Below are 24,364 nucleotides of genomic sequence, written 5' to 3'. Positions count from 1 at the left end.
CCTGCGATGGCATCGCCTCGGTGCAACTGTGACACCGAGGCGCCTGCATCGCGGGCAAGCCCGGCTCCCACATAAGCCAGTGCCCACACAAGTGGGTTTACAGCAGGGCTGACAGCGCTGGTTGACCCAAGGCATCTGTGATGAAATGCGACCCCCACCAATTTCGCGCCGCACCGCCATCACTTGCTGTGAAACCACGTTTGATTCGCCAACTGTTCCTGCCGCCGTTGATCATCGCCCTGATGATCGGCCTGGGTTATATCGGCTTCTGGATCAGTGAGTACTACGGCATCCGCACCCTCAGCGATACCGGCGAACGCCAGCTGGAGCTGCATGCCCGCACTGTCGAAAGCGAGCTGAGCAAATACACCTACCTGCCCAGCCTTCTGGAACTGGAGTCCAGCGTCTCCAAACTGCTGGCCGACCCAACCCAGGAAACCCGCAAGACCGTCAATGACTACCTCGAAGGCCTGAACCGACGCAGTCGCAGTCGGGCCATCTACGTGATGGACACCACCGGCCGCGTGCTGGCCACCAGTAACTGGCGCGATGCCGACAGTTACCAGGGGGAAGACCTGTCCTTTCGTGCCTACTTCCAGAACGCGGTGCGTGGCCAGCCCGGGCGGTTCTATGGCATCGGCAGCACCAACGGCGAACCCGGCTACTACCTGGCCCACGGCCTGGAAGAACACGGCAAAATCATCGGCGTCGCCGTGGTCAAAGTGCGCCTCGAAGCCCTGGAGGAACGCTGGCAACGCGCGCGACTCGAGGCCTTCGTGAGCGACGAGAACGGCATCATCATCCTTTCCAGCGACCCGGCCCGCCGCCTCAAGGCCGTGCGCCCGCTGAGCGATGACACCAAGGAGCGCCTGGCCCACAGCTTGCAATATTACTGGGCGACGCTGAACGAGCTGGAGCCCTTGGCCCGCGAGCGCTTGAACGAAGGCGCCGAGAAACTGACCTTCCCGGCCAATAGCGAAGTGGTGAATGATGAGCGCGAAGTCAGCTACCTTGCCCAAACGCGGCCGCTCAACGACACGCCGTGGAATTTCACCCTGCTCACCCCGCTCAACGACCTGCGCCAAGCCGCGATCAACCAGGGCATTCTGGTGGCCGTGGCCTTTGGCCTGGTGGCGTTCCTGCTGATTGCCTGGAACGAGCGGCGCAAAGTCATCGCCACCCGCCTCGCCGCGCGCGAAGCCCTGCAGGAAGCCAACAGCCAGCTGGAGCGTCGGATTGCCGAACGCACCGCCGACCTGCGCGCCAGCAACGAACGGCTCAAGGGCCAGATCCGCGAACGCCGCCAGGCCGAAGAAACCCTGCGCCGCGCCCAGGATGAACTGGTGCAGGCCGGCAAACTGGCGGCCATCGGGCAGATGTCCACCAGCATCGCCCACGAATTGAACCAGCCCCTGGCCGCCTTGCGCACCTTGTCCGGTAACACCGTGCGTTTCCTCGAGCGCGGCGCCCTGGACACCGCCAGCGCCAACCTCAAGACCATTAACGAACTGATCGACCGCATGGGCCGCATCACCGCCAGCTTGCGCTCGTTTGCCCGGCGCGGTGACGACCAGGGTGAAGCCAGCCTCGTCAAAGCCGTGGACGCCGCGTTCCAGGTACTCGGCGCGCGCCTGGACGGTCTGTCGCTGAGCGTGCACCGTGACTTTGCCCCCGCCCAACTGCAAATCGACCAGACGCGCCTGGAGCAGATCCTGGTCAACCTGATCGGCAATGCCCTCGACGCCATGCAGGCCCAACCTGCCCCCGAGCTGTGGCTGGACGGGAGCAGCAGCGAGGGCAAATATCGCCTGCACGTGCGCGACAACGGCCACGGCATCGACGCCGAGGCACGCAAACATTTGTTCGAACCGTTCTTCACCACCAAACCCGGCGAGCAAGGCCTGGGCTTGGGCCTGACGCTTTCCGCCAGCCTCGCGGCGGCCACTGGCGGCAACCTTGCCGTGGAACATCCGGCCAGTGGTGGAACGGCCTTTGTCCTGAGCCTGCCGCTGGCGGGTGCTCAAAAAGCTGAGTCGACATGAATACAGACGCTACAGCCCCTAAAGACGACCTCACCGTACTGATCGTCGAAGACGACCCCCATGTACTGCTCGGCTGCCAGCAAGCCCTGGCGCTGGAAGACATCCACAGCGTCGGCGTGGGCAGTGCCGAAGAAGCCTTGAAGCACATCGGCGAGAACTTCGCGGGCATTGTGATCAGCGACATCCGCTTGCCGGGCATTGACGGCCTGGAGCTGCTCACCCGCCTCAAGGCCCTGGATAAAAGCCTGCCGGTGGTGCTGATTACCGGGCATGGCGATATCTCCATGGCGGTCGGCGCCATGCGCAACGGCGCCTACGATTTCATGGAAAAACCCTTCTCCCCCGAACGCCTGGTGGACGTCGCCCGCCGCGCCCTGGAGCAGCGCGGGCTGGCGCGGGAAGTCTGGTCGTTGCGCCGTCAGCTGGCCGAGCGCGACTCCCTCGAGGGCCGCATCATTGGCCGCTCGCCCGCCATGCAGAACCTGCGCGAGCTGATCGCCAACGTCGCCGACACCTCGGCCAACGTGCTGATCGAAGGCGAGACCGGCACCGGCAAGGAATTGGTCGCGCGCTGCCTGCACGATTTCAGCCGGCGCCATTCGCACCAGTTCGTCGCGTTGAACTGCGGCGGCTTGCCGGAGAACCTCTTCGAAAGCGAGATTTTCGGCCACGAAGCCAACGCCTTTACCGGCGCCGGCAAGCGTCGCATCGGCAAGATCGAGCACGCCCACGAAGGCACGCTGTTCCTTGATGAAGTGGAAAGCATGCCGATCAACCTGCAGATCAAACTGCTGCGGGTGCTGCAGGAACGCACCCTGGAACGCCTGGGCTCTAACCAGAGCGTGGCAGTGGATTGCCGGGTGATCGCCGCCACCAAGTCCGACCTCGACGAATTGAGCCGCGCCAGTCAGTTCCGCAGCGACCTGTACTACCGCCTCAACGTGGTCACCCTTGAACTGCCGCCTTTGCGCGAACGCCGCGAAGACATCCTGCAGCTGTTCGAACACTTCCTGCAGCAGTCTTCCCTGCGCTTCGACCGTACCGTGCCGGAGTTGGACAACCAGACCCTGTCGAACCTGATGAGCCACGACTGGCCCGGCAACGTGCGCGAACTGCGCAACGTCGCCGAACGCTTCGCCCTGGGCCTGCCCGCCTTCAAGAAAAGCGGCGCCGGCAGCGGCAACCACGGCCTGGCCTTTACTGAGGCGGTGGAGGCCTTCGAACGCAACCTGCTCAACGATGCCTTGCAACGCAGTGGCGGCAACCTGACCCAGGCCAGCCAGGAATTGGGGATGGCCAAGACCACCTTGTTCGATAAAGTTAAAAAGTATGGGTTGAGCCACTGATGGATCTATTCTTGAAAGCCGCCCTGGGCGCGGCAGTGGTGCTGATCCTGGCGGCGCTGGCCAAGACCAAGAACTATTACATTGCGGGGTTGGTACCGCTGTTTCCGACCTTTGCGTTGATCGCGCATTACATCGTCGGCAAGGGCCGCTCGGTGGACGATTTGAAGACTACGATCCTGTTCGGCATGTGGTCGATCATTCCGTATTTTGTGTATTTGGCGACGTTGTATGTGGTGGTGGATCGGATGCGTTTGGAGGCCTCTCTAGCCGTAGCAGCGGTAGCGTGGTTGATGGCCGCAACGGTGTTGGTGAGCATTTGGGTACGCGTCCACACCTGACACAACTCGATCAAACTGTGGGAGCTGGCTTGCCTGCGATTGCGGTATGTCTGCGCCAGACGAGTTGGCTGATACACCGCTATCGCAGGCAAGCCAGCTCCCACATTTGAATTGAGGTGTGTCAGGTAGGTCAGCGGACTATTTTGTCCACTTGAATCCCCAGCTTCTTCAGGCGGTACCAGAAACTCCTCTCGGATATCCCGATCTTCGCCGCCGCCGCAGCCTGCACGCCATTGCTTTCTTGCAACGCCGCGAGTATGTAGGCCTTCTCCACCTCTGCCAGCGCCGCATCCAGATCCTGAGGAATCCCCGGCCCGTCGCTGAGGATCGCAGTCACGCCGCCCTCGCTCGGCGTCGAGGCAAACAAATAACCCGGCAGGTCGATATCTTCGATCACGGGTGACGCGGCCACGATGGTCGCCCGCTCCACGCAGTTCTGCAATTCACGAATATTGCCCGGCCAGTGATACGCCGCCATCGCCTGCAACGCTTCGGCACTGAAACCCGTAATGCGCTTGCCGGCAGTGGCACTGAGGGTCTGGGCGAAGTGACGAGCCAGGGGCGCAATGTCCTCCACACGCTCGCGCAACGCCGGCAAAGGAATCGGGAACACGTTGAGGCGGTAATACAGGTCTTCGCGAAACTCTTTGTTAGCCACCGCCTCCAGCAGGTTCTTATTGGTGGCGGCGATTACCCGCACATCCACCTTGCGCTCGCGGGGGTCGCCCACCGGTTCGATCACCCGTTCCTGCAAGGCGCGCAGGATCTTGGCCTGTAACGCCAGGGGCATATCGCCCACTTCATCCAGAAACAAGGTGCCTTTATCAGCCTGCTGGAAGCGCCCTACCCGATCAGCCACAGCGCCGGTAAACGCGCCTTTGCGATGGCCGAACATTTCGCTTTCCAGCAAGCCTTCCGGGATCGCCGCGCAATTGACTGCCACGAACGGTTTGTCAGCCCGGCAGCCGTGTTTGTGGATGGCGCGGGCGACCATTTCCTTGCCAGTGCCGCTTTCACCCGTCAGTAGGATGGTGGCGCTGCTGTCACGCACCGAGTCCACTGCCTGCAGCACCTTGCGAAACGCCGGGCTGTCGCCCACCAGGCTGTCGAACTGCGCGTGCTCATCCAGCTCGGCACGCAGGCGTGCGTTGTCGCGCATGATGTCGCGAAATTGCAGGGCCTTGGCCACGGTGATGTCCAGCTCATCGATATCGAATGGCTTGGCGATGTAGTCGTAGGCGCCGTTGCGCATCGACTGCACGGCGTTTTTCACCGTGCTGTAGGCGGTCATCACAATCACCGGCACGTGCGGGTAGCGCACCTTGATCTCGGCCAGCAGCGCCGGCCCGTCCATGCCGGGCATGCGCCAGTCGCTGATCACCAGGTCGATGTCTTCCTGCTCCAGCACCTTGAGCGCGTGCAGGCCGTTGCCGGCGATAAACACCTGCACGTCGTTCTGGCCCAGGGCCGAGGCGAGCAGGTCGCAGAGCTTGGGTTCGTCGTCGACTACCAGAATGTTATGCGTCATGACTGTCCTCGTCGTCTTCGCCCATCGCCGGAATGTACAGGCTGAACGTGGCGCCGGCATCTTTCTCGCTGGCACATTCGATGCTGCCGTCGTGACTTTCCATGATCGAATAGACTTTAGCCAGGCCCAGGCCGGTGCCGGAAGCCTTGGTGGTGACGAATGGCGTGAAGATACGCTCGACCATTTCCGCCGGAATGCCCTGGCCAGTGTCGGCGATGCTGATCACCGTATTTTCGCCCACGGTGCGAATGCCCAGGGTCAGGCGCCCGCCTTCGGGCATTGCGTCGATGGCGTTGAGAATCAGGTTGAGGCACGCCTGTTTGAGCTGCTTGGCATCCGCGTAAATCGTCGCCCCCGGCGCCTGGTCATCGATGTGTGCATCGATGTTATGGGTGGCCAATTCCGGGCCGCAGAAGCCGAGGATTTCCTCCACCAAGGGTCGCGTTGGCTGCAGCACGCGCAACGGCGGGTTGGGCTTGGCAAAGTCGAGAAACTCGGTGATCAGGTCGTTGATGCGGCTGACTTCACTGATCACGTATTCCAGGTGACGCTTGTCGGTTTCCGCCAGGTCAGCGCGACGGTGCAGCAGTTGCGTCGCCGTCTTGATGATCCCCAGTGGGTTGCGGATCTCGTGCGCCAGGCCCATGGCGACTTCACCCAAGGCGTGCAGGCGATCACGTCGACGCAACTGGGCTTCAAGGTGATGCAACTCGCCCAGGCGCTCGGTCATATGGTTGAAGGTGCTGCTCAACTGCGCCAGCTCGTCGCCGCCGCTGACCTCCACGCGGTGCGCGTAGTCGCCGGAAATCACCGCATTTACACCTTGGGACAGGTCGCGCAAAGGCTTGGTCAGGCGTCGCGACACCAACACCCCGGCCGCCAACGACAGCGCCGAACTGAGCAGGAAGATCAGCACGAACAGATTGCTCTGGTTCACCAGCCCAACCAGGCTGGTGTGGCGCAGCAGGCCGCTGAAAATCACGCCTTGCAGGTCACCGGCATCATTGAAGATCGGCCAGTACAAACCGCTGTAGTTATTGGTGAACTGCTCGCTGGGCTGCCTTGTGGCGCGCATCGCGGTTTCGACGTTCTTGGGGATGCGCGAAGGGTGATCCTCAAACCGTTGGGTCGAGAAAATCTCGGAAAAACCGTCCGGGTTGGCCAGGTACAGGCGCAGGTCGAGGGAATGCACATCGGCCACGCTGGTGAGGAAACTGCTGTCCAGGTAAGTCCCGACCAGCAGCTCGTAATCAACGCCGTCCTGGGAGGTCTCGAACGTCGAGACCACGATGCCGGTGGACACGCCCCCCACCTGCACAGTCTGCAACACCGTATTTTTGGCCAGGCTGATCTGCTTGACGATGTCGGAGGCGGCGGTACTGAACACGACTTTTTGGTCACTGGTGCGAATCAACGCTACCACGTCGATATCGGTGGCATCGGCAATGTCGGCGGTCAGCCGGTCGTGTTTGGCGGCTTGCTTGCTCTCAGGCGGGCTGGTGTAGCGCAGGAACAATTTGGCCATACGCGCGTTGTCATGAAGGATATCGCCGATCTCGTCCTTGACGATCTTGGTGGATTCCTGCAGCCAGATGCGCACGTTGCTGTCGAAGATCTGCGACAACGTGGTGGCGGCCAACTCCGCCGCGATCATGGTCGGGATCACACTGACCAACCAGAACGCCAGCACCAGCTTGCGCTGGACGCTCCAGCGCGAAATGGCAAAGGGGCGGGCTTTCTGGCGGGTCTTGGTAATCATCAGGTTTCGCTTATCGCAGCAGCCATGGCGGGGTCGGAACGGTCCGGTCGAATAAACACTTTTACAAGCTTGAGCAGGCCGTTGACCAGCCGGTTGCGGTGGCGGAAAAACACACGGTTACCCTGGAACTCACAGCCCAGGCGCAGCTTACTGGCATACCCGGCCTGCCCGCACTCATACAACGCAATATTATGCTGAATACAGTAGTCGACGTTGGTCAGCCAACTACGGAAGTACAGGTTGTAGTCGCGGGTGAACGCGACGTCGTGCCCGAAAAACTTGTCCACCAGCCGGTGTTCGTCCACCAGCATCAGGTTGAACGCCACCAGTCGCTCGTCTACCCAGTAAAGAACACAGACCGCGCGCTGATCAAGCCGCTCGAGCACGCCGGTGAAGTAGCCGGCAGGCAGCCGTTCGAACTGCAACTCGGCGCGTGTCAGCGTGGCTTCGTAAAGGCGCATGACTTCGGGCAACACGTCGTCGATATTGCGCCGCCATTCCACCCGCGGCCCCGGCGCACGCAGTTTGCGGCGCAGGTCCTTGCGGGTGGATTTGCCCAGCGAGCCGAGGTAAGCATCTACCGATCCATAAGGCAGCGGCAACACGCCGGTGGGCAGGCTCGGCATGCTTTGAAAGCCTGCCGCCCGGCAACTCTCGAGCCAATGCGGGTCTCTGCTCGGCGCGTCCTTTACCGCCACCAGGCCGATACCCACGTCATCAGCATCCCGGCGCGCGGCTTCCAGCAGGTGCTTGAGCATCTGCGGGCGGCGCGCATCTGCCACACCACTGGCGAAACCCACGTCGCAACGTTCGGCCACCGGAGAGCCGAGGGCATACAACCCCAACTGCAAAAGCCCGGGCCACAGCCGCTCTACACGCTCGGTCAGGCGCTTGCCGGCGCCCGATACCGTGGTGTCGAGGCGATAATGAGTAATGAACGCGGCGGCCACCGCCACCAGCGTTCCATTTTCATAGACAGCCAGGTAACGCCACTGAAAATCATCGATAGCGGCGTTTTCCACGGCGACGTAATAGTCCCAGTCCTCCAGAGCGCCCGGGAAACAGTCGTTCCAGGCACTGCGCTGGATGGCCCGGATGGTTGGGAAGGCTTGGGTGGTAATCACGTATTTCCCTTATTTCTTTGGCGAACGCCGATCCAATGTGGGAGCTGTCGAGCCCCAGCGAGGCTGCGATAGCATCACCCAGGTTTCACTGATAGACCGAGGCGCCTGCATCGCAGCCTCGCTTAAGCTCGACAGCTCCCACACCGACCCGATTTGGCAGAACATAATGCGTGTGCTGGTCGATGAACTCGGCACTCAACTCGATCACCCGGCGGTATTGCAGGTCGACGGTGATCATGTGGTAGCAGTTGTCCAACAGAATCTTGGTCACCGGCCCGCCCAAGTGGCGCTCCACGTAATCGGCGTTCCAGCGGCTGGTGATGTCGTCCTCGATGGAATGCAACACCAGCGCCGGTACGTTGATCGATGGCATGCGTTTTTTGACCACGGCGTTCATCCAGTGCAATTCACGCACGGTCACGCCTTCCATCGTCAACAAGCCCGCTTCGCTGCTTTCGCCCTCTTTCATCTGCCGTTCAACGATGGCCCGCAGGCGTTCGTTCTTGATGCCGTAGGGCGGTTTCTCGGTAAACCGGAACAGGCGCACGCCGAACGGAATACGGATCAGCAACGGCGTGATGAACGCCATTTTGTTGATGCTCCAGCCGTCGTACTTGAGCGTGGTGGAGTACATCAGCAAGCCGGCGACCTGGCCTGGATGCTCCGACGCCAGGTACATCGACATCACCGCGCCCATCGACAAACCACCGACAAAGACCTGCTCGTGACGCTGTTTCACACCGACGAAGGTCCTGCGCACGCCTTCGTACCAGTCGCGCCAGCCCGTGGCCTGCAGGTCGCTGTTGTCACCGCAGTGCCCGGCCAGGGTGGGCACATACACCGTGCAATTGCCCGCCTTGGCGAGGCCCTTGGCGACCTGGCGCAATTCCGTCGGGGTGCCGGTCAGGCCGTGGATCAACAGGATCCCGACCGGACCTTCACCGAGAACGAAACCGGCAGTACCTTCACCGAGGTCGATCTCTGCCTGGCTCACCGATTAGTCGCCCGCACCAGCAGTTGTTCGAGCAACTTCAGGCCCAGTTCGATTTCCGGGTAGCTGATTTCCAGGGACGGTGCCAGGGTGATCACGTTTTTGTAGTAACCACCCACGTCGAGGATCAGGCCGAGTTTCTGGCCATCTACGACCATGTCGCCTTTCATGCCTTCTTCGACCATGTAGTCCAGGGTCGCCTTGTCTGGCGTGAAACCGTCTGGGCCGCAGATTTCGCAGCGCAGGGCCAGGCCCAGGCCGTCAACGTCGCCAATGATCGGGAAACGTTTCTGCAGGTCTTGCAGGCCTTCAAGGAAGAACTTGCCCTTGGCCATGACCATCGCGCCGTAGTCGACTTCGTTGGTCATCTTGAACATTTCCAGGCCCACCGCCGTGCCCAACGGGTTGGAGGCGAAGGTGGAGTGGGTCGAGCCTGGTGGGAAGACTTTGGGGTTGATCAACTCTTCACGGGCCCAGATGCCGCCCAGCGGGTTGAGGCCGTTGGTCAGCGCCTTGCCAAAGACGATCACGTCCGGCTGCACGTCGAAGTGCTCGATCGACCACAGTTTGCCGGTGCGATAGAAACCCATCTGGATTTCGTCGGAGACCATCAGGATGCCGTGCTGATCCAGCACATGCTTGAGTTCGCGGTAGAAGTTCATCGGCGGGATCACGTAGCCGCCGGTGCCCTGGATCGGCTCGACGTAGAAGGCTGCGTATTCACACTGATTGGTTTTCGGGTCCCAGACGCCGTTGTATTCGGTCTCGAACAAGCGGGCGAATTGCTGCACACACTGGCTGCCGTATTCTTCCTTGGTCATGCCTTTAGGGCCGCGGAAGTGGTACGGGAACGGAATGAAGTTGGCGCGCTCACCAAAGTGGCCGTAGCGGCGACGGTAGCGGAAGCTCGAGGTGATCGACGACGCGCCGAGCGTACGGCCGTGGTAGCCGCCTTCGAAGGCGAACATCAGGCTCTTGCCGTTGGAAGCGTTACGCACCACCTTCAAGGAGTCTTCGATGGACTGCGAACCGCCCACGTTGAAGTGCACGCGACCGTCGAGGCCGAACTTCTTCTTGGCGTCCACCGCGATCATTTCCGACAGCTCGATCTTGCCCTTGTGCAGGTACTGGCTGGCGATTTGCGGCAGGGTGTCGATCTGCTGTTTCAACGCATTGTTCAGGCGCGGGTTGGCGTAGCCGAAGTTGACCGCCGAGTACCACATTTGCAGGTCGAGGTAGGCCTGGTCCTCGGTGTCCCACACGTAGGAGCCTTCGCAACGGCTGAAAATACGCGGCGGCTCGATGTAGTGGACGGTGTCGCCGTAGGAGCAGTATTTGGCTTCTTTATCCAGAAGGATCTGGTCTTCGGCGGTAGCGATACGGATATCAGACATGGTGGAAGAGTTCCTGATTGTCGGAAGAGGTGTTGAAGGTGGTGGCGTTGGCGGCGATGCCTTGTGGCAGCAGCGCCAGCAATGCAGGCACTTCGGCAAAGGTGTCGAAGCGCGCGTGAGGGATGTGGTTGGCCACGCAGTAGTCGGCGAGGCTGCCCTTGGCGAAGACGAAGTCGGCGGTGGAGGCCACGCACATGTCGGACTTGCCGTCGCCGATCACCAGCACGCGTTTGTGGCGCGGGGTGGATTTGCACTTGCAGTTGCCGGAAGCGGCACGGCAGGCGTCGCTGGCGTACGGGAAGTCGATGCGCCAGCTGTTCTGGTCGACCTGGCGCAGGCGGTTGGCGAGGATCGGCAGCAAGGTCACGTAGTTGCGCGAGAGGATCCGCGCGATGCCCTGCTCGATGCCGTCACTGACCACTTCAATGGACGCGCCCAGGCCGATCACGTGATCGACGAAGTCCGGGAAGTCCGGGTCAATCTCGACGCTGTCGAAATACGCCAGCAGTTCGGAGGGCGTTGCCTTGATCAGCGCCAGTTGGCGGCTCAGGCATTCGCGTGAACCGATGTGCCCATCCAGCCATTCCTGTTCGATGGTTTCCCACTCGGGGCCGGCGAAGCGTTGGAGGACGTTGTCGATGACATCGGTGGGAGTAATGGTCCCGTCGAAATCACACACGATATGCCAGTGGATCATCTACGTTTACCTTGTAGGGGCGCGCTCAGTGCGCTTGCACAAGGGGGTAGAGCAGGGAGTGTGCCAACTGGCCGGCGCCCAGCGGGGCCGGGGCTTTGCCTGATGTGCCGAGGCAATATGTGTCGTGCAAGCTACAATTTTTGTAGCTTGCTACAAACAAGATGAGTGCTTGCGTACGGAGGGCCCTTCGCGCGTTCATGCGTGCCTATCCAGACGAGGAAACGGCTCCATGCTCAAGGCTACTTCTGCTGTATTCGCCGGTTTACTGGGGCTGTGCGGCTTCTCCAGCACGGTCCGGGCCGATGCAATCACTGGCGAAGTGGGCGCGGGCTTCAGCTACCAGCCCCACGACCCCACCGGCAGCCGCTATGAAACACGGCCCGTGCCGTACCTGGATCTGGACTGGGGCGATGTCAGCCTGAGCACCGATGACGGCTTGACCTGGAGCGCGCTGAACACCAACGGTCTCACCGCCGGCCCCTATATCAATTACCTGCAAGGACGCACCTCCAACGGCTCGCTGCAAGGTTTGCGCAATGTATCGGACATGGCTGAGATAGGCGGCTTCATCCAGTACGCGCCCGCCGATTTCTGGCGCATCTATGCGCGGCTGGGCCAGGCCGTGGGCGGCGGGCATTCGCAAAGCGGCGCGCTGGGCAAGCTCGGCAGCGAACTCGGGTACCCACTGGGCGGCGGGATCATCGGCAGCACCGGCCTGGCGGCGAACTTCGCCGACGCGCGCCAGACCCAGACGTATTTTGGGGTAGATGCCAATGAATCCGCGGCCTCCGGGATTCGCCCGTACAACGCCAGTGGTGGTTTCCAGAACGTGACGCTGACCCAGAGTTTCGAGTTCCCGCTGGACGCAAAATGGTCGCTGCTGACCAGTGCCAGTTGGGTGCATTTGGTGGGCTCGGCGGCGGACAGCAGCATCGTCAAGCAAACCGGCGACGTGAATCAGGGCCAGGTGCAGACGGCGATCAGCTACAAATTCGACTGAATCACCCCCAATTCCGTAGCAGCTGTCGAGCCCCAGCGAGGCTGCGTCGGACGCGCTGCCGATTCAGGATCGAGTCGCGCCTGACGCAGCCTCGCTGGGGCTCGACAGCTGCTACGAGAGAGTGAGAGAGACCTCAGTTCTCTTCGCCTTCCGCCAGCAAAGCAATCCCGCCAATAATCACCGCTACCCCCACCCAGTGCAGCGGGCTGATGTGTTCCCCCAGCCCCAGCCACGAACCGAGCAACACCACCACAAACACCAGTGAGCTCAGCGGGAACGCCAGGGACAGGCTGCTGCGCCGCAGGATCAGCATCCACACGAAGAACGCGCCGATGTAGCAGGCTATCGCCGCCAGAATGCCTGGGTTGCGGGCCACCTCACCCAGCCATTGCCAGTTGAAATCCATCTGCCCCAATTGATTACCGGCCACTTTGGTAAACAACTGGCCAGCGCTTTCGGTGCAGATCAACAAGGCCCACAACACCACAGTGCCGAAGCGCCCGTGCAGCCATCCGGTATTCATCATTTGCGTATTCATGCCTGACTCCCTGCAATTGCCACCAACATCACACCCAACGTAATCACCAGCGTGCCCATCCAACGGCGGCGGCTGACGGTTTCGCCCAGCACCACCTTGCCCGCCAGCACCACCCCGCAATAGGCGAGCGCCGCCGCTGGAAACAGCAGGCTCAGCGGCGCACGCGACAGGGCTTCAAGCCAGACGAAAAACTCGACGACATACGCACCGATCCCCGCCCACAGCAACGGCGCATTAAACACCTGGCCCCAGAACGCGTTCAGGCGGAAACCGCCGTCCAGCTCGGGTAAACGGTCCAGGCCGAGCTTGAAACACAGTTGGCCGATCACATCGAGCACGATGGAAAACGCCACCAGCAACACCACCGTCAACGTCACGGAAACAGCTCCTCAAACAGGTCGATCAGGGCTTCATTGGTCGCCGCATTGCGCTGCAGATCCTCTGCGCTCCAGCGCTCGGGCGGTGGCTGGTCGGACTTGGCCTCCCAGCGCTTGAACGCATTGCTGAACGCCGGTGTGGCGAACTCGCCGCACACGTCGATACCGATGATGCGTTTGCGCGCCGCCAACGCCCGCAGGGCTTGCAGCAGGTGGGTCAAGCGCATGCCGCCCTGGTCCCAGTTGGTGGCCGCGTCTTCGCTGGCCAGCACATCCTTGTCGAGGGTGATCCAGATCGCTTCGGTGGGCAGGCTGCTGATCATCTGATCGAGGAACGCGGTCCAGTCCAGCTCGGCCAGGTTGCGCCAATGCAAATGGTCTTCGCGCTGCTGATGGCCGGCGCCATCCCCCACCCGCCCCCAAACTTTCGACGGCGGATGCTGCCAGGGAAACAGCTGCAAGTGCCCGCGCTTGAGGGCACCGAGGTTGCCGCCACGCAGTTGTGGGTTATGCAGGTCATCGCTGCACGGGCCGAGGGTGACGATGCGTTTGATCGCCGGCATTTTCAGCGCACGGTTGACCCAGGAGCCACAGTGACGTTTGGGCGCAAAGCGCACCCAGTCGGGGTGGTTGTCGAAGTGGATCAGGCTGATGGGTTCTTTCAAGTCGGCGAGAAACGCCGGCGTCAGGTGGTGATAATCGCCGGAGCCGACAAACAGGATTTCCGGCCGCGCATCCTTAGGCCGAGGCCGCAGGGCCAGGCGTTCAGCGAAGCGCTTCCAGGTTTTTTCGGTGGACCACAGGCGCAGCTTGGGGCCCAGGTCCAGCAGGTCGATACGCGTGGCACGGCCGCTGGCCAAACGCCGGGCAATCGGCGCCTGGCCGGTGAGGCTGTGGTCGAGGTCAAGAATGTTCAAGGCAGTGTTCCCCTAGGGCTTTAGGGGGTCAATGCAAGGGACGGGCCAGCGCCTATCTTGAAGACAATGAGCAAGCCCGCTCCCACACTTTGAACTGCGCTCGACTTTAGGATTTGGCTTCGCTGATGATCTGCCGAATCGCGCCGACAAATGCCTCGGCCGGTTGGCCACCGCTGACGGCGTACTGATCGTTGAACACAATGGTCGGCACCGAGGTCACGCCACGGGAAGTCCACAGCTGTTCCTGTTCGCGGACATCGGCGGCGTATTCATCGCAAGCAAGAATCTCGGCCGCACGTTTGATATCCAGGCCAACGCTTTCGGCGATGATCGCCAGCGTCGCATGATCGGAAGGGTCCTGCCCATCGGTGAAATACGCCTTGAACAGCGCTTCCTTGAGGTTGTACTGCAAGCCTTCCAGCCCGGCCCAATGCAGCAGGCGATGGGCGTCGAAGGTGTTGTAGATACGGCTCTGACCATCGGTGCGAAAAGCAAAGCCCAACTCAGCCCCCATGTCGCGGATTCGCGCACGGTTTGCCTGGGACTCTTCGGCAGTGGAGCCGTATTTTTCGGTGATGTGCTCGACGATGTTCTGGCCCTCGGCGGGCATGTTCGGGTTCAGCTCAAACGGCTGGAAATGGATCTCGGCCTGTACTTCGGCGCCAAGCTGGTCGAGGGCTTCGGTCAGGCCGCGCAGGCCGATGATGCACCAGGGGCAGGACACGTCGCTGACGAAATCGATTTTCAGGGGAGTACTCATGGTAGGCAACCTCGCAGGCTTCAATACGCCGTAAAGGGTGCACGATACACCAATGTCACAGCAGCTTCGAAGGCGCGACCGGGTCAATCTGCGCCCAATGTGCGGCATCTTCGCGATGAGCCTGCAGGTACGGCAACACCGCTGTCAGCAGCGGCGCCTTGAACGCTTCCTGGAAACGATGGGCCATGCCGGGAATCAACTTCAACTGGCTGCCCTGGATATGCGCCGCCAGGTGCACGCCGTGCATCACCGGCAGCAACGGATCGGCGGTGCCGTGGACCACCAGCGTCGGTACACGCAGTTGGTTGAGCAACGGCACGCGGCTCGGTTCGGCGAGGATCGCCATGATCTGGCGCTTCACGCCTTCCGGGTTGAAGGCGCGGTCGTAAGACAGCGCCGCCTGGTGCAGCAACGCCTGGCGATCATCCTTCACGTTCGGGCTGCCCAGCGCCGCGAGCAAATCGGCCTGCTGCTCCAGCGCCACTTCACGATTCGGCGCACTGCGTCGCGACAACAACTGCACCAGCGCCGCATTGGGTGCCGGCAAGCCTTCGGCACCGGAGCTGGTCATGATCAGGGTCAGGCTTTCCACGCGCTGCGGCGCCATCGCCGCCAGGTGCTGGGCGATCATGCCGCCCATGCTTGCGCCCAGTACGTGAAACTGCTGGATCTGCAAGGCGTCCATCAAGCCCAGGGCGTCGTCGGCCATATCCGTCAGCGTGTAGGGTGCCGCCACCGGCAGGCCGAGCTTGTAGCGCAGTACCTCAAAGGTCAGGTTGGCGTTTACCGGCGCCTGGCGCCAGGTCGACAGGCCGACGTCACGGTTGTCGTAGCGGATCACCCGGAAACCCTGTTGACACAGGGCGACCACCACTTCGTCCGGCCAGTGGATCAACTGCCCGCCCAGGCCCATCACCAGCAACAAGGCAGGGTCGGACGCACGACCGATGCTCTGGTAAGCAATGCTCACCTGAGCCAGGTCGACCGTTTGGGTCGGGACATTGACATCACATCGAGAAGCCGCAAAAGACGGCAGGCCGAACAGTAAAGCGGCCAGTAAAAACAACACGCGCATGAAAAACACCGAAACGCAGAACCCCAGTAGAGCGCGAGTCTGATGAAGTTTGTTCAAGCGCGCTGCCACACTTCCATGACAGTTTGATGAAGAGTGCCCAGCGGTCATGGTCGACACACGTTGCAACATGAGACAAACTCACGCCATCCGCCTTCGTCACAAATTATCTTCATGGAGAGCCCGTGCTCGAAATCCGTCACCTCAAGACCCTGCACGCCCTGCGCGAGGCTGACAGCCTGGTCGAAGCCGCCGAACGCCTGCACCTGACGCAATCGGCGCTGTCCCACCAGTTCAAGGAGCTGGAAGAGCGCCTGGGCATGCAACTGTTCGTGCGCAAGACCAAGCCGCTGCGTTTCACGAGCGCCGGCCTGCGCCTGTTGCAACTGGCCGACGCCACCCTGCCCTTGCTGCGCGGCGCCGAGCGTGACATTGCGCGGTTGGCCGGCGGCACCGCCGGGCGTTTGCACATGGCGATTGAATGCCACAGCTGCTTCCAGTGGCTGATGCCGACCATCGACCAGTTCCGCGATGCCTGGCCGGAAGTCGAGCTGGACCTGGCGTCCGGTTTCGCCTTCGCGCCGCTGCCGGCCCTGGCGCGCGGCGACCTCGACCTGGTGGTGACCTCCGACCCGCTGGAACTGCCGGGCATCACCTATGTGCCGCTGTTCACCTACGAAGCCATGCTGGCGGTGGCCAACCAGCACGCGCTGGCGAACAAGGCGTACATCGTGCCGGAAGACTTGCTGACCGAAACCCTGATCACCTACCCGGTGGAGCGCGACCGGCTGGACATCTTCACCCGCTTCCTGGAACCCGCCGACGTCGAACCGGCCCAGGTGCGCACCTCGGAACTGACAGTGATGATGATGCAATTGGTCGCCAGCGGCCGTGGCGTGTGCGGCATGCCGCATTGGGCGCTGCATGAATACAGCTCGCGCGGTTACGTGAAGGCCAAGCGCCTGGGCGAGAAAGGCTTGTTTGCGACGCTGTACGCGGGGATTCGCGCGGACATGCTGGACGCGCCATATATGCGCGACTTTTTGCTGACGGCGAAGGACACGTCGTTTTCAACGCTGGATGGGGTGAGTGCTGTTCGCTGAGCGGCACTCATTAGAAAACATTGAACATCAGTGATCTTCCAGTTCGCGCCACATGTGGATCTTGTCGAAGTATTCAACGCCGACGCGCACTGCCAATGGCTCCAGGCCGTATTGGATAAAACCGCAGCGTTGGTACAAGGCAAACGCCGCGTCATTACCGGCCGTGACGGTCAGCTGGATCACCTTGAGGCGCGGCTGCTTACGCGCCTCATCCAGTGCCGCTTCAACCAACTGACGGCCCAAGCCCTTTTGCTGGTGGCCCGCGTTCACATACATGCCGAACAGCGTCACCTTGTGCCGAGCCTTCTCTCGTGGCTCGTATGCAAGGCCGACAATGCCGGCCAGCTCATCCCCTTCGTAGGCACCGAGCAGCCGGTCCAGCGGACTGCCCAAGCGTTTTTCCCACCAGCTCAACGGCATCGCGGCACGCTCCGCCACGCTGGAGGTGAATGCCTGGGGATAGGCGCCATAGGCCTCGAGCATCAATGCACGATAGGCCTCGGCGTCATGCGTCCCCAGCGTGCGAACAATCATGCGGTCAGCGATGAGCGGTAAAACGGCAGGATCAAATCGCGCGTCAAGGGTGCCAACTGCAAGCCGCCGTCACCGGCCGGGTCAATCCAGCGGACCTCTTCAATTTCGGCGGCGGGGGTCACCGCAACGTCGATCTGCACCTGGAACAACTCGGCTTCCACGGTAAAACCCGGCTCGTTGGCGGCCGGTGCGGAAAACGTGCCGAGGTAGACGGCGGCACTGGGCTCGATACGCAAGTTGAGCTCTTCGTGCAGCTCGCGGGCCAGGGCTTCGACGGGTTGCTCGCCAGCGTCAATCTTGCCCCCCGGTTGCATGAAAGCCTGGGTGCCGCGCTTGCGCACCAGCAGGGTTTGGCCGTCGCTGCCGATCAGGAGGGCGGCGGCGATGCGGATAGTAGAAGTGCTCATGAAAGGTCTGCTGTCTCTTCGGGTACTTTGATAAAAATGGCGTATTTCGCGCCTTCCATTGCCTCGAACGCAATGAGCTTGTCCACCAGCGGCAGGTTCAGCACCTTGCCGGCATTGAGCAGGAGCATGCCGTTATCGGCATTGAGGTTACGCGCCAGGACCATACCGTCAGCCAGCTCACGGGTGGTCAGGACCTTGACGGTGGGATCACCCAGCGTCACATCACTGAGGAACTTGGCACAAGCCTGCACGAAAGCCTCGACCAGACTCGGATCGTAGAGGCGCCCGGCATACTTTTGGATATAGAGCAGCGCTTCATCACTGTTCATCTGTCGCTCAAGGATCAGCCCTTTCTGCAACTCGATGAAATCCACCGCCAGTTTCAGCAAGCGTGAACCAAACGGGATCGCATCCTCCTTGAGGTGATCGGGGAAACCACTGCCGTCGTAGCGCTCCTGATGATGACGAATGATCCGCGCCGCATCCTTCATCGGCTCCAGCGTCATCAACAGCGACTCGCTCTGCGTCGGATAGGCGCGGTACAGATCGCGGTCGGTGCTGTGCAGTTTATCGGCCGGGGCAGTCATCATGCTGTCGGTCCAGCTCAGTTTGCCGATGTTATAGAGCGCGGCGGCCATGGTGAGGTCGCGTGTGCTGACCTCGTCGATGGCCTGCGAGGCGCAATACACACGGATCAGCTCGATCAACTGGCGGTTGGTCTGCTTGTCCTTGGGCAAGCGCAGGTTGGCCAGCAGCGAAAACACTTCGGTGCCCGTCACGTAGCTGCGCTTGAGTTCTTCGTAAGCCAGGTCGAGCATGTCCGCGGTCTGCTGCAGCTCGCCGGTACGCGACTCCACGCGTTTTTCCAAGGTCGCATTGAGCGCCTTGAGCTGCTCGTTCTGCACCAGGGTCAAGCGTTCAAGCCGCTGATGTTCCAGGGCCTGCTGCAGGATCAGCTTCAGTTCATCGTCATTCCAGGGTTTGCCGATATAACGGTGGATCTGCCCTTCGTTGATCGCCTTGATGATTGTCGGCAGGTCAGCGTAACCGGTCAGCAGGATACGACTGGTGGTGGGATACAAGCGATGGACTTCAGCCAGCAACTGCGCGCCGTCCATACCTGGCATGCGCGCGTCGCTCATGATCAGGTCGATGGGTTGGGCCGCCATTATTTCCAGAGCCTGGGCACCGCTGCCGGCAAGCACCACATTAAAGGGCTGGCCGCGCAACAGGCGACGCAAGCTGTTGAGGATCGACTCTTCATCGTCGACCAGCAAAATGGTGGGTTGTGCGGTGGAGAGCGTAGCGAATTGTTCATCCATGCCTGCTGCGCCTTCGAATCAAATTGAATTGAGCTAAATTGAACCCGTGTGCCGAGCCGTCTTCCCTCGCTTGGCACGCGGGCTTGATTTGACGCCAAGTAGCCGTCGATATCAAGGGAGTTCGACTATGCTGTCAGAGCAGGCAGACGCCCCGCTCACGATGCACCCAGGGAAGGAACCGTCATGCCGTCGAATCACTTGCAGTTGTGGTGCGCACAATGACCCCGGATTCCGTACGGGCCAACCGGCGCATTCTGATCGTCGATGACACCGCCTCGATCCATCAGGACTTTCGCAAGATCCTCTGTGCCGAAGGCGAACCCTCCCTGGAAAACCTCGAGGAGGCCCTGTTCGGGACACCGACCAAAGTGCGTCAGGCGTTCGAGCTCGACTCGGCCTATCAGGGTCAGGAGGCCCTGGCCCTGGTGAACAAGGCCCTGGCCGCCAACGCGCCCTATGCCATGGCCTTCATTGACATGCGCATGCCACCTGGCTGGGATGGCTTGCAGACCATCGAACACCTCTGGAACGTCGATCCCCACCTGCAGATCGCCCTGTGCACCGCCTACTCCGATTACTCCTTCGAGGCCATCGAAGCGCGCTTAAAGTACAACGACCAGTTGCTGATCCTGAAAAAGCCCTTCGATCACCTGGAAATCCGCCAGATGGCCAGCGCCCTGACCTGGAAATGGCAACTCGCCCAGGACATTGCGCTGAAAGTGATCAGCCTGGAACGCACCGTCGAAGAACGCGTGCAGGAGCTGCTCAAAGTCTCGCACCTGCTGCACTACGATGCCCTGACCGAACTGCCCAACAGCACGTTGTTAGGCGACCGGCTGACCCAGGCAATTGCCCTTGGCCGGCGGCATGACACGCAAATGGCGGTGATGTTTATCGGCCTGGACCGCTTCAAGCGCATCAATAACGCCCTGGGCTACCCCGTGGGCGATGAGGTGCTGCAGCAGGTCAGCCAAAGCCTGGTGGCGGCGGTGCGAAGTTCGGATTCGGTGTTTCGCTACGGTTCCGACGAGTTCGTGGTCCTGCTCAACGACATCTTGCATCCCCAGCAAACCCAGCACGTTGCGCAAAAGATCCTCAAGGCCATCCGCGCCACCCGTCACGTCGCCGGGCATGACCTGAGCATCACCGCCAGCCTGGGTATCAGCATTTGCCCCAATGACAGCGGCACAGCGGTGGAGTTGATCAAACAGGCCGAAACCGCCATGCACGCCAGCAAAGAGCGCGGCCCGGACGATTTCAGTTTTTATACCGAAGACATGAACCTGCACGCCCAACACCGGCAAAACCTGGAAAGCGCGATTCGCCATGCCCTGGAATGCAACGAATTTGCCCTGCACTACCAGCCGAAGCTGGATCTGAAATCCGGGCAGATCGTGGGGGCGGAAGCGCTGCTTCGCTGGTTTCAACCGCGTTTGGGTTGGATCAGCCCGGCTGACTTCATTCCGGTGGCCGAAGACACTGGATTGATCGTGCAGTTGACCCAGTGGGTAGTGCGCCAGGCCTGTGAACAGGCACAAACCTGGCGTGACATGGGCCTGCCCACGCTACGCATCTCCGTGAATATCTCAGCCATCGATTTCCGCCAGCGGGACTTCGTCGACAATCTCGCCGCGATCCTCGAGCAGACACACCTGCCGCCGGCCCTGTTGGAGCTGGAGATCACTGAAAGCGTGCTGATGCAGAATGTCGACGACACGGTCGATATCCTGAACAGGATCAAAGCCATGGGCGTGCGCCTGGCCCTGGATGATTTCGGCACGGGTTACTCCAGCCTGAGCTACCTGCGACGGTTTCCCATCGACGTGCTGAAAATCGACCAATCGTTCATTCATGGCCTGAAGGTAAATAGCCAGGACGAACAACTGATCAGCGCTATTATCGGCATGGGCAAAAGCCTGGGCTTGACTATCATCGCCGAGGGCGTAGAAACCCTCGAGCAATTGAACTTCCTGCAACACCAGCTGTGCGAGGAAGGCCAAGGCTATCTGTTCAGTAAAGCGGTGCCCTCAGAGGACTTCGCCCAGTTACTGCAGAAGGGCTGCGCGACACTGATGCCCGATCAATAGCCCTACGCCTGCAAGGAGTGCTCGCTTGAACGACGTTTCAACCTGCCGTACCAGCCTCTTCCTCACGCTGTGGCTGGGCCTGGGTGCGCCATTGATGGCCGCGCCGTTGGAAGAGGCCCTGAAACCGTTGCCCGCGGTCCCTGCATTGGACCCGGCCAAGGTTGAACTGGGCCGCCAACTGTTCAACGAGCCGCGATTGTCGGCCAATAACACGCTGTCCTGCGCCAGTTGCCATCACTTGGCATCGGGAGGCGCCGACGACAAACCCTTCTCCATTGGCTTCGACGGCAAGCCGGTAGAACTCAACACGCCGTCGGTGTTCAACGCCAGCCTCAATTTCAAGCAGTTCTGGAATGGCCGCGTCGACACGTTGGAAGCACAGGTCGAACACGTGGTGATCAGCCCGGTGGAAATGGGCAGCGACTGGAAAACCGTAGTGCAGAACCTCGCTGCCATGCCCACCTACCAGGCGGCATTCAAGCAGGCCTACCCGGACGGTGTCACCGCCGCTAACGTACAAGATGCCCTGGCCACCTATGAGCGAACGCTGCTGACCCTTAACTCACGGTTTGACCAATATCTCCTGGGCAATACCGAAATCCTCACGATCCAGGAAAAGTACGGCTATCAGCGCTTCAAGGAGTACGGCTGTATCGCGTGCCATCAGGGCATCAACATCGGCGGCAACATGTTCCAGAAGTTCGGTGTGATGGGCGGCTACTTCAAGGCGCGCGGCAATCCGGTCGAATCGGACCTGGGGCGCTACCTGCTGACCCAGGACGAAGAAGACCGCCACGTGTTCAAGGTGCCCAGCTTGCGTAACGTCGCGGTCACGGCGCCCTACTTTCACGACGCCTCGGCCAAGACACTGCAAGAGGCGGTCGACGTGATGTTCAAGTACCAACTGGGGCGCACCCCGTCCCAGGAAGACAAGGACCTGATTGTCCAGTTTCTCAAGACCCTGACCGGCGAATGGGCAGGCAAGCCTTTATGAGCATACCGTCATGACCCTGTCCCGCCGCCTCGCCAGCCAAGTGTTGCTTAGCCTGATGACGCTGCTGTTGGCGTCCACCCTGGTGTTTCTGTACCTCAAGTCTTCCCGTGACCAGACCGCCACCTACACACACTCACGGGACCTGATCCGCCAACTCCAGCAACTCAATGCCCAATGGGACAGTGAAGTGTTGAAGGCCAGGATCGCCATCACCCACAACTATGATCCGCTGGTGGCACCCCTGCGGGAAATGACGCGGTTATGGGTAGACCTGGAAAACGGCGACGCCTACCACGACCCTGCTGACCTGCAACGTTGGCAAGCCAGCCGGGATGCTTATCAGGCCGCGATCAAGGAAAAAGCGCGGTTGGTGGACCAGTTCAAATCCCACAATGCGGTGCTGCGCAACTCATTGGCTTTTTTACCAACCGCTGAGGACGACATTCAGGCTCAGTTCAACCGCTTTAATGATGAAGACCGGCTGCAACTGCAAGGCGTAGCTACCGACACTTACGACTTGCTACTCAGCAGCCTGGAGTTCGCTCAGGTCACCAGCGACGAGCTCGCGGCCGATATCCTGGTGGGCCTGGGCAAACTGGCGATCAACAAGGAGCGATTGCCCAGTGATTTCCAGGCGCCGGTTGAGATCCTCAGTAATCACATTTCGCTGATCCTGCGCGAACAGCCGGTGGTCAACGGTTTGCTCGAACGAATCGCCGCAGTCCCGGTGGCCGAACGCCTGGACGAGCTGACCACGCATCTCAATCAGGACCAGCAAGCCTCTGACCTCATCGACCATCAATACCATCGCTACCTGCTGATTTTCTCGACCTTATTGGTGGCGCTTTTACTGTACCTGGCGGTGCGCCTGCTGCGCAGTTTCGCCGAAATCAACCGAGTCAACCGCGCGCTGCACGCGGCGAACGAGACCCTGGAACAACGCGTGGAGCGGCGCACCCAACAACTCAAGGATGCCCAGAGTGAACTGCTCGACAGCGCGCGACAGGCCGGCATGGCGGAAATCGCCACCAACGTGCTGCACAACGTGGGCAACGTGCTCAACAGCGTGAATATCTCCGCCGACCTGGTCACGCGAAAGCTGCGCAGCAGCAAGGCATTGGGCCTGGGCAAAGCCATGCAGTTGATCAACGAACGCCAGGGGGACCTGGGCACCTTCTTGACCGAGGATGAAAAAGGCAAGCTACTGCCCGCCTACCTGAACCAACTGGTGGACGCCATTGCGCAGGAACAACAAGGCATGGCGGATGAAATGGCGCAGCTGAGTAAAAGCGTCGACCATATCAAAGACATCGTCTCCACCCAACAATCCTATGCCGGTGCGTCTGCGGTTCGCGAACCGGTGCATATCAGCGCCCTGATGGAAGATGCCTTGCGCATGAACGCAGGGGCGCTGAATCGGCACAACGTCACGGTGGTCAAGCATTACGCGCAACTGCCGGAAATCCTAGCGGACAAACACCGGTTGCTGCTGATCATGGTCAACCTGATCAGCAATGCGAAGTACGCCATGTCCACCCTCTCCGACCGGCCGCGGCAAATGACCCTCACGGTGCAGTCGCTGAATGACGACACCTTGCAGATCAGCGTGAAGGATGAGGGCGAAGGCATACCGGCAGAAAACATGACACGAATCTTCACTCACGGTTTCACCACTCGCAAGGAAGGCCATGGCTTTGGCCTGCACAGCTGCGCCCTGGCCGCCGTGGAAATGAATGGCCAGCTCAGCGCACACAGCGACGGGCCGGGCCTGGGCGCGGTGTTTACCTTGACCATCCCTCTCACCCTTGTCGGAAGCCCCGCATGAACCAACCTCCCAACCGGCGCATCCTGCTGATCGACGACACGCCGTCGATTCATGACGATTTCCGCAAGATCCTGGTGCCGACCGTTGAATCGAACCCGCTGCTGGATGACATGGAATCGGCGCTGTTCGGCGACACGGCCAAAGCCCAGGCCCAGGTTTTCGAGCTGCACTCGGCGTATGGCGGGGAAGAAGGCCTTGGCTTGCTGACC

The 24,364-nt window shown here is 61.0% G+C and carries 22 protein-coding genes; 8 read left to right on the top strand and 14 right to left on the bottom strand.

The genetic code is table 11. The features are described 5' to 3' along the window. The first annotated feature begins 140 nt into the window (after positions 1–140). Genes aauS through HU722_RS06830 form a run of 3 tightly spaced genes read left to right on the top strand, consistent with a single transcriptional unit; the run spans position 141 to position 3,726 of the window. Positions 141–2,042, top strand: a complete 1,902-nt coding sequence (gene aauS, locus HU722_RS06840; protein WP_065880102.1) for a two-component sensor histidine kinase AauS — start codon at positions 141–143, stop codon at positions 2,040–2,042. After that, positions 2,039–3,388 (top strand): two-component response regulator AauR, encoded by a 1,350-nt coding sequence (aauR, locus tag HU722_RS06835; protein ID WP_065872528.1) that lies wholly within the window; start codon positions 2,039–2,041, stop codon positions 3,386–3,388. The genes aauS and aauR overlap by 4 nt, the downstream gene beginning before the upstream one ends. Next, complete coding sequence (locus HU722_RS06830) at positions 3,388–3,726, top strand: GlpM family protein (RefSeq protein WP_049709767.1); 339 nt, start codon at positions 3,388–3,390, stop codon at positions 3,724–3,726. The genes aauR and HU722_RS06830 overlap by 1 nt, the downstream gene beginning before the upstream one ends. Before the next feature lie 130 nt (positions 3,727–3,856). Here the strand turns inward: HU722_RS06830 and HU722_RS06825 are convergent, their stop codons facing one another. From HU722_RS06825 to HU722_RS06800, 6 genes are all read right to left on the bottom strand, one after another. Then, on the bottom strand, positions 3,857–5,254 hold the full coding sequence (locus HU722_RS06825) for a sigma-54-dependent transcriptional regulator (protein ID WP_065872529.1): 1,398 nt from the start codon (positions 5,252–5,254) through the stop codon (positions 3,857–3,859). Continuing rightward, complete coding sequence (locus HU722_RS06820; RefSeq protein WP_065872530.1) at positions 5,244–7,013, bottom strand: sensor histidine kinase; 1,770 nt, start codon at positions 7,011–7,013, stop codon at positions 5,244–5,246. The genes HU722_RS06825 and HU722_RS06820 overlap by 11 nt, the downstream gene beginning before the upstream one ends. After that, on the bottom strand, positions 7,013–8,137 hold the full coding sequence (locus HU722_RS06815) for a GNAT family N-acetyltransferase (protein WP_186752316.1): 1,125 nt from the start codon (positions 8,135–8,137) through the stop codon (positions 7,013–7,015). Before HU722_RS06815 ends, HU722_RS06820 begins: the two co-directional genes overlap by 1 nt. An 85-nt stretch (positions 8,138–8,222) precedes the next feature. Next, on the bottom strand, positions 8,223–9,131 hold the full coding sequence (locus HU722_RS06810; protein WP_065880104.1) for an alpha/beta hydrolase: 909 nt from the start codon (positions 9,129–9,131) through the stop codon (positions 8,223–8,225). Continuing rightward, entirely contained in the window at positions 9,128–10,522 is a 1,395-nt protein-coding gene (locus tag HU722_RS06805; RefSeq protein ID WP_065872533.1) for an aspartate aminotransferase family protein, read from the bottom strand. Before HU722_RS06805 ends, HU722_RS06810 begins: the two co-directional genes overlap by 4 nt. Beyond that, positions 10,515–11,219, bottom strand: a complete 705-nt coding sequence (locus HU722_RS06800; RefSeq protein WP_065872534.1) for an MtnX-like HAD-IB family phosphatase — start codon at positions 11,217–11,219, stop codon at positions 10,515–10,517. Before HU722_RS06800 ends, HU722_RS06805 begins: the two co-directional genes overlap by 8 nt. Positions 11,220–11,448: 229 nt before the next feature. On the opposite strand from HU722_RS06800, the gene HU722_RS06795 reads away from it, so the two are divergent. Beyond that, positions 11,449–12,219 carry a MipA/OmpV family protein gene (locus HU722_RS06795; RefSeq protein WP_065945362.1) on the top strand — a complete coding sequence of 257 codons (771 nt, stop codon included), beginning with the start codon at positions 11,449–11,451 and terminating at the stop codon, positions 12,217–12,219. Positions 12,220–12,352: 133 nt separating this feature from the next. Here HU722_RS06795 and HU722_RS06790 read toward each other — a convergent pair whose 3' ends face one another. The 5 genes from HU722_RS06790 to HU722_RS06770 form a co-directional block, all read right to left on the bottom strand. Further along, positions 12,353–12,757 carry a DMT family transporter gene (locus HU722_RS06790; RefSeq protein ID WP_065872536.1) on the bottom strand — a complete coding sequence of 135 codons (405 nt, stop codon included), beginning with the start codon at positions 12,755–12,757 and terminating at the stop codon, positions 12,353–12,355. Beyond that, entirely contained in the window at positions 12,754–13,134 is a 381-nt protein-coding gene (locus HU722_RS06785) for a DMT family transporter (protein ID WP_065872537.1), read from the bottom strand. Before HU722_RS06785 ends, HU722_RS06790 begins: the two co-directional genes overlap by 4 nt. Then, positions 13,131–14,051: an arginase family protein gene (locus HU722_RS06780; RefSeq protein ID WP_065872538.1), complete on the bottom strand. Its 921-nt coding sequence runs from the start codon at positions 14,049–14,051 to the stop codon at positions 13,131–13,133. The genes HU722_RS06785 and HU722_RS06780 overlap by 4 nt, the downstream gene beginning before the upstream one ends. A gap of 106 nt (positions 14,052–14,157) precedes the next feature. Further along, positions 14,158–14,811, bottom strand: a complete 654-nt coding sequence (locus HU722_RS06775) for a DsbA family oxidoreductase (protein WP_065872539.1) — start codon at positions 14,809–14,811, stop codon at positions 14,158–14,160. 55 nt (positions 14,812–14,866) lie between these two features. Beyond that, the gene (locus HU722_RS06770; protein WP_065872540.1) at positions 14,867–15,886 is read right to left on the bottom strand and encodes an alpha/beta fold hydrolase; all 1,020 of its coding nucleotides are present in this window, start codon (positions 15,884–15,886) and stop codon (positions 14,867–14,869) included. A gap of 182 nt (positions 15,887–16,068) precedes the next feature. Here HU722_RS06770 and metR point away from each other — a divergent pair, with 182 nt between their 5' ends. Next, on the top strand, positions 16,069–16,986 hold the full coding sequence (metR, locus tag HU722_RS06765; RefSeq protein ID WP_049709781.1) for a transcriptional regulator MetR: 918 nt from the start codon (positions 16,069–16,071) through the stop codon (positions 16,984–16,986). Between the two features lie 27 nt (positions 16,987–17,013). On the opposite strand, the gene HU722_RS06760 is transcribed toward metR, so the two are convergent. From HU722_RS06760 to nosR, 3 genes are read right to left on the bottom strand one after another with little or no spacing between them, the layout of a single operon-like run. Continuing rightward, a complete protein-coding gene (locus tag HU722_RS06760) occupies positions 17,014–17,520 on the bottom strand; it encodes a GNAT family N-acetyltransferase (protein WP_065872541.1) in 507 nt (168 codons plus the stop codon). Further along, positions 17,517–17,927 (bottom strand): NUDIX hydrolase, encoded by a 411-nt coding sequence (locus tag HU722_RS06755; protein ID WP_065872542.1) that lies wholly within the window; start codon positions 17,925–17,927, stop codon positions 17,517–17,519. Before HU722_RS06755 ends, HU722_RS06760 begins: the two co-directional genes overlap by 4 nt. Further along, positions 17,924–19,249 (bottom strand): response regulator c-di-GMP phosphodiesterase, NosR family, encoded by a 1,326-nt coding sequence (gene nosR / locus HU722_RS06750; protein ID WP_049709784.1) that lies wholly within the window; start codon positions 19,247–19,249, stop codon positions 17,924–17,926. The genes HU722_RS06755 and nosR overlap by 4 nt, the downstream gene beginning before the upstream one ends. A 218-nt stretch (positions 19,250–19,467) precedes the next feature. Here nosR and HU722_RS06745 point away from each other — a divergent pair, with 218 nt between their 5' ends. Genes HU722_RS06745 through HU722_RS06735 form a run of 3 tightly spaced genes read left to right on the top strand, consistent with a single transcriptional unit; the run spans position 19,468 to position 24,155 of the window. Continuing rightward, a complete protein-coding gene (locus HU722_RS06745; RefSeq protein ID WP_186752317.1) occupies positions 19,468–21,336 on the top strand; it encodes a putative bifunctional diguanylate cyclase/phosphodiesterase in 1,869 nt (622 codons plus the stop codon). A 25-nt stretch (positions 21,337–21,361) separates the two neighbouring features. Next, entirely contained in the window at positions 21,362–22,330 is a 969-nt protein-coding gene (locus tag HU722_RS06740; RefSeq protein WP_065880107.1) for a cytochrome-c peroxidase, read from the top strand. A gap of 10 nt (positions 22,331–22,340) precedes the next feature. Further along, on the top strand, positions 22,341–24,155 hold the full coding sequence (locus HU722_RS06735) for a DAHL domain-containing sensor histidine kinase (protein ID WP_065880108.1): 1,815 nt from the start codon (positions 22,341–22,343) through the stop codon (positions 24,153–24,155). Positions 24,156–24,364: the final 209 nt, after the last annotated feature.

Source organism: Pseudomonas tritici (genome assembly GCF_014268275.3).
Classification (GTDB): Bacteria; Pseudomonadota; Gammaproteobacteria; order Pseudomonadales; family Pseudomonadaceae; genus Aquipseudomonas; species Aquipseudomonas tritici.
The sequence above is the reverse complement of the archived record's forward strand: the minus strand, read 5'-3'. Positions and strand labels throughout refer to the sequence as shown.

Excerpts from the sequence above, each read along its gene's own strand:
- HU722_RS06735 (WP_065880108.1), top strand. The coding sequence starts at position 22,341 with ATGACCCTGTCCCGCCGCCTCGCCAGCCAAGTGTTGCTTAGCCTGATG.
- HU722_RS06805 (WP_065872533.1), bottom strand. The coding sequence starts at position 10,522 with ATGTCTGATATCCGTATCGCTACCGCCGAAGACCAGATCCTTCTGGAT.
- nosR (WP_049709784.1), bottom strand. The coding sequence starts at position 19,249 with ATGGATGAACAATTCGCTACGCTCTCCACCGCACAACCCACCATTTTG.
- aauS (WP_065880102.1), top strand. The coding sequence starts at position 141 with ATGAAATGCGACCCCCACCAATTTCGCGCCGCACCGCCATCACTTGCT.
- HU722_RS06745 (WP_186752317.1), top strand. The coding sequence starts at position 19,468 with ATGACCCCGGATTCCGTACGGGCCAACCGGCGCATTCTGATCGTCGAT.
- HU722_RS06760 (WP_065872541.1), bottom strand. The coding sequence starts at position 17,520 with ATGATTGTTCGCACGCTGGGGACGCATGACGCCGAGGCCTATCGTGCA.
- HU722_RS06755 (WP_065872542.1), bottom strand. The coding sequence starts at position 17,927 with ATGAGCACTTCTACTATCCGCATCGCCGCCGCCCTCCTGATCGGCAGC.
- HU722_RS06775 (WP_065872539.1), bottom strand. The coding sequence starts at position 14,811 with ATGAGTACTCCCCTGAAAATCGATTTCGTCAGCGACGTGTCCTGCCCC.
- HU722_RS06825 (WP_065872529.1), bottom strand. The coding sequence starts at position 5,254 with ATGACGCATAACATTCTGGTAGTCGACGACGAACCCAAGCTCTGCGAC.
- aauR (WP_065872528.1), top strand. The coding sequence starts at position 2,039 with ATGAATACAGACGCTACAGCCCCTAAAGACGACCTCACCGTACTGATC.
- HU722_RS06790 (WP_065872536.1), bottom strand. The coding sequence starts at position 12,757 with ATGAATACGCAAATGATGAATACCGGATGGCTGCACGGGCGCTTCGGC.
- HU722_RS06800 (WP_065872534.1), bottom strand. The coding sequence starts at position 11,219 with ATGATCCACTGGCATATCGTGTGTGATTTCGACGGGACCATTACTCCC.
- HU722_RS06770 (WP_065872540.1), bottom strand. The coding sequence starts at position 15,886 with ATGCGCGTGTTGTTTTTACTGGCCGCTTTACTGTTCGGCCTGCCGTCT.
- HU722_RS06830 (WP_049709767.1), top strand. The coding sequence starts at position 3,388 with ATGGATCTATTCTTGAAAGCCGCCCTGGGCGCGGCAGTGGTGCTGATC.
- HU722_RS06820 (WP_065872530.1), bottom strand. The coding sequence starts at position 7,013 with ATGATTACCAAGACCCGCCAGAAAGCCCGCCCCTTTGCCATTTCGCGC.
- HU722_RS06795 (WP_065945362.1), top strand. The coding sequence starts at position 11,449 with ATGCTCAAGGCTACTTCTGCTGTATTCGCCGGTTTACTGGGGCTGTGC.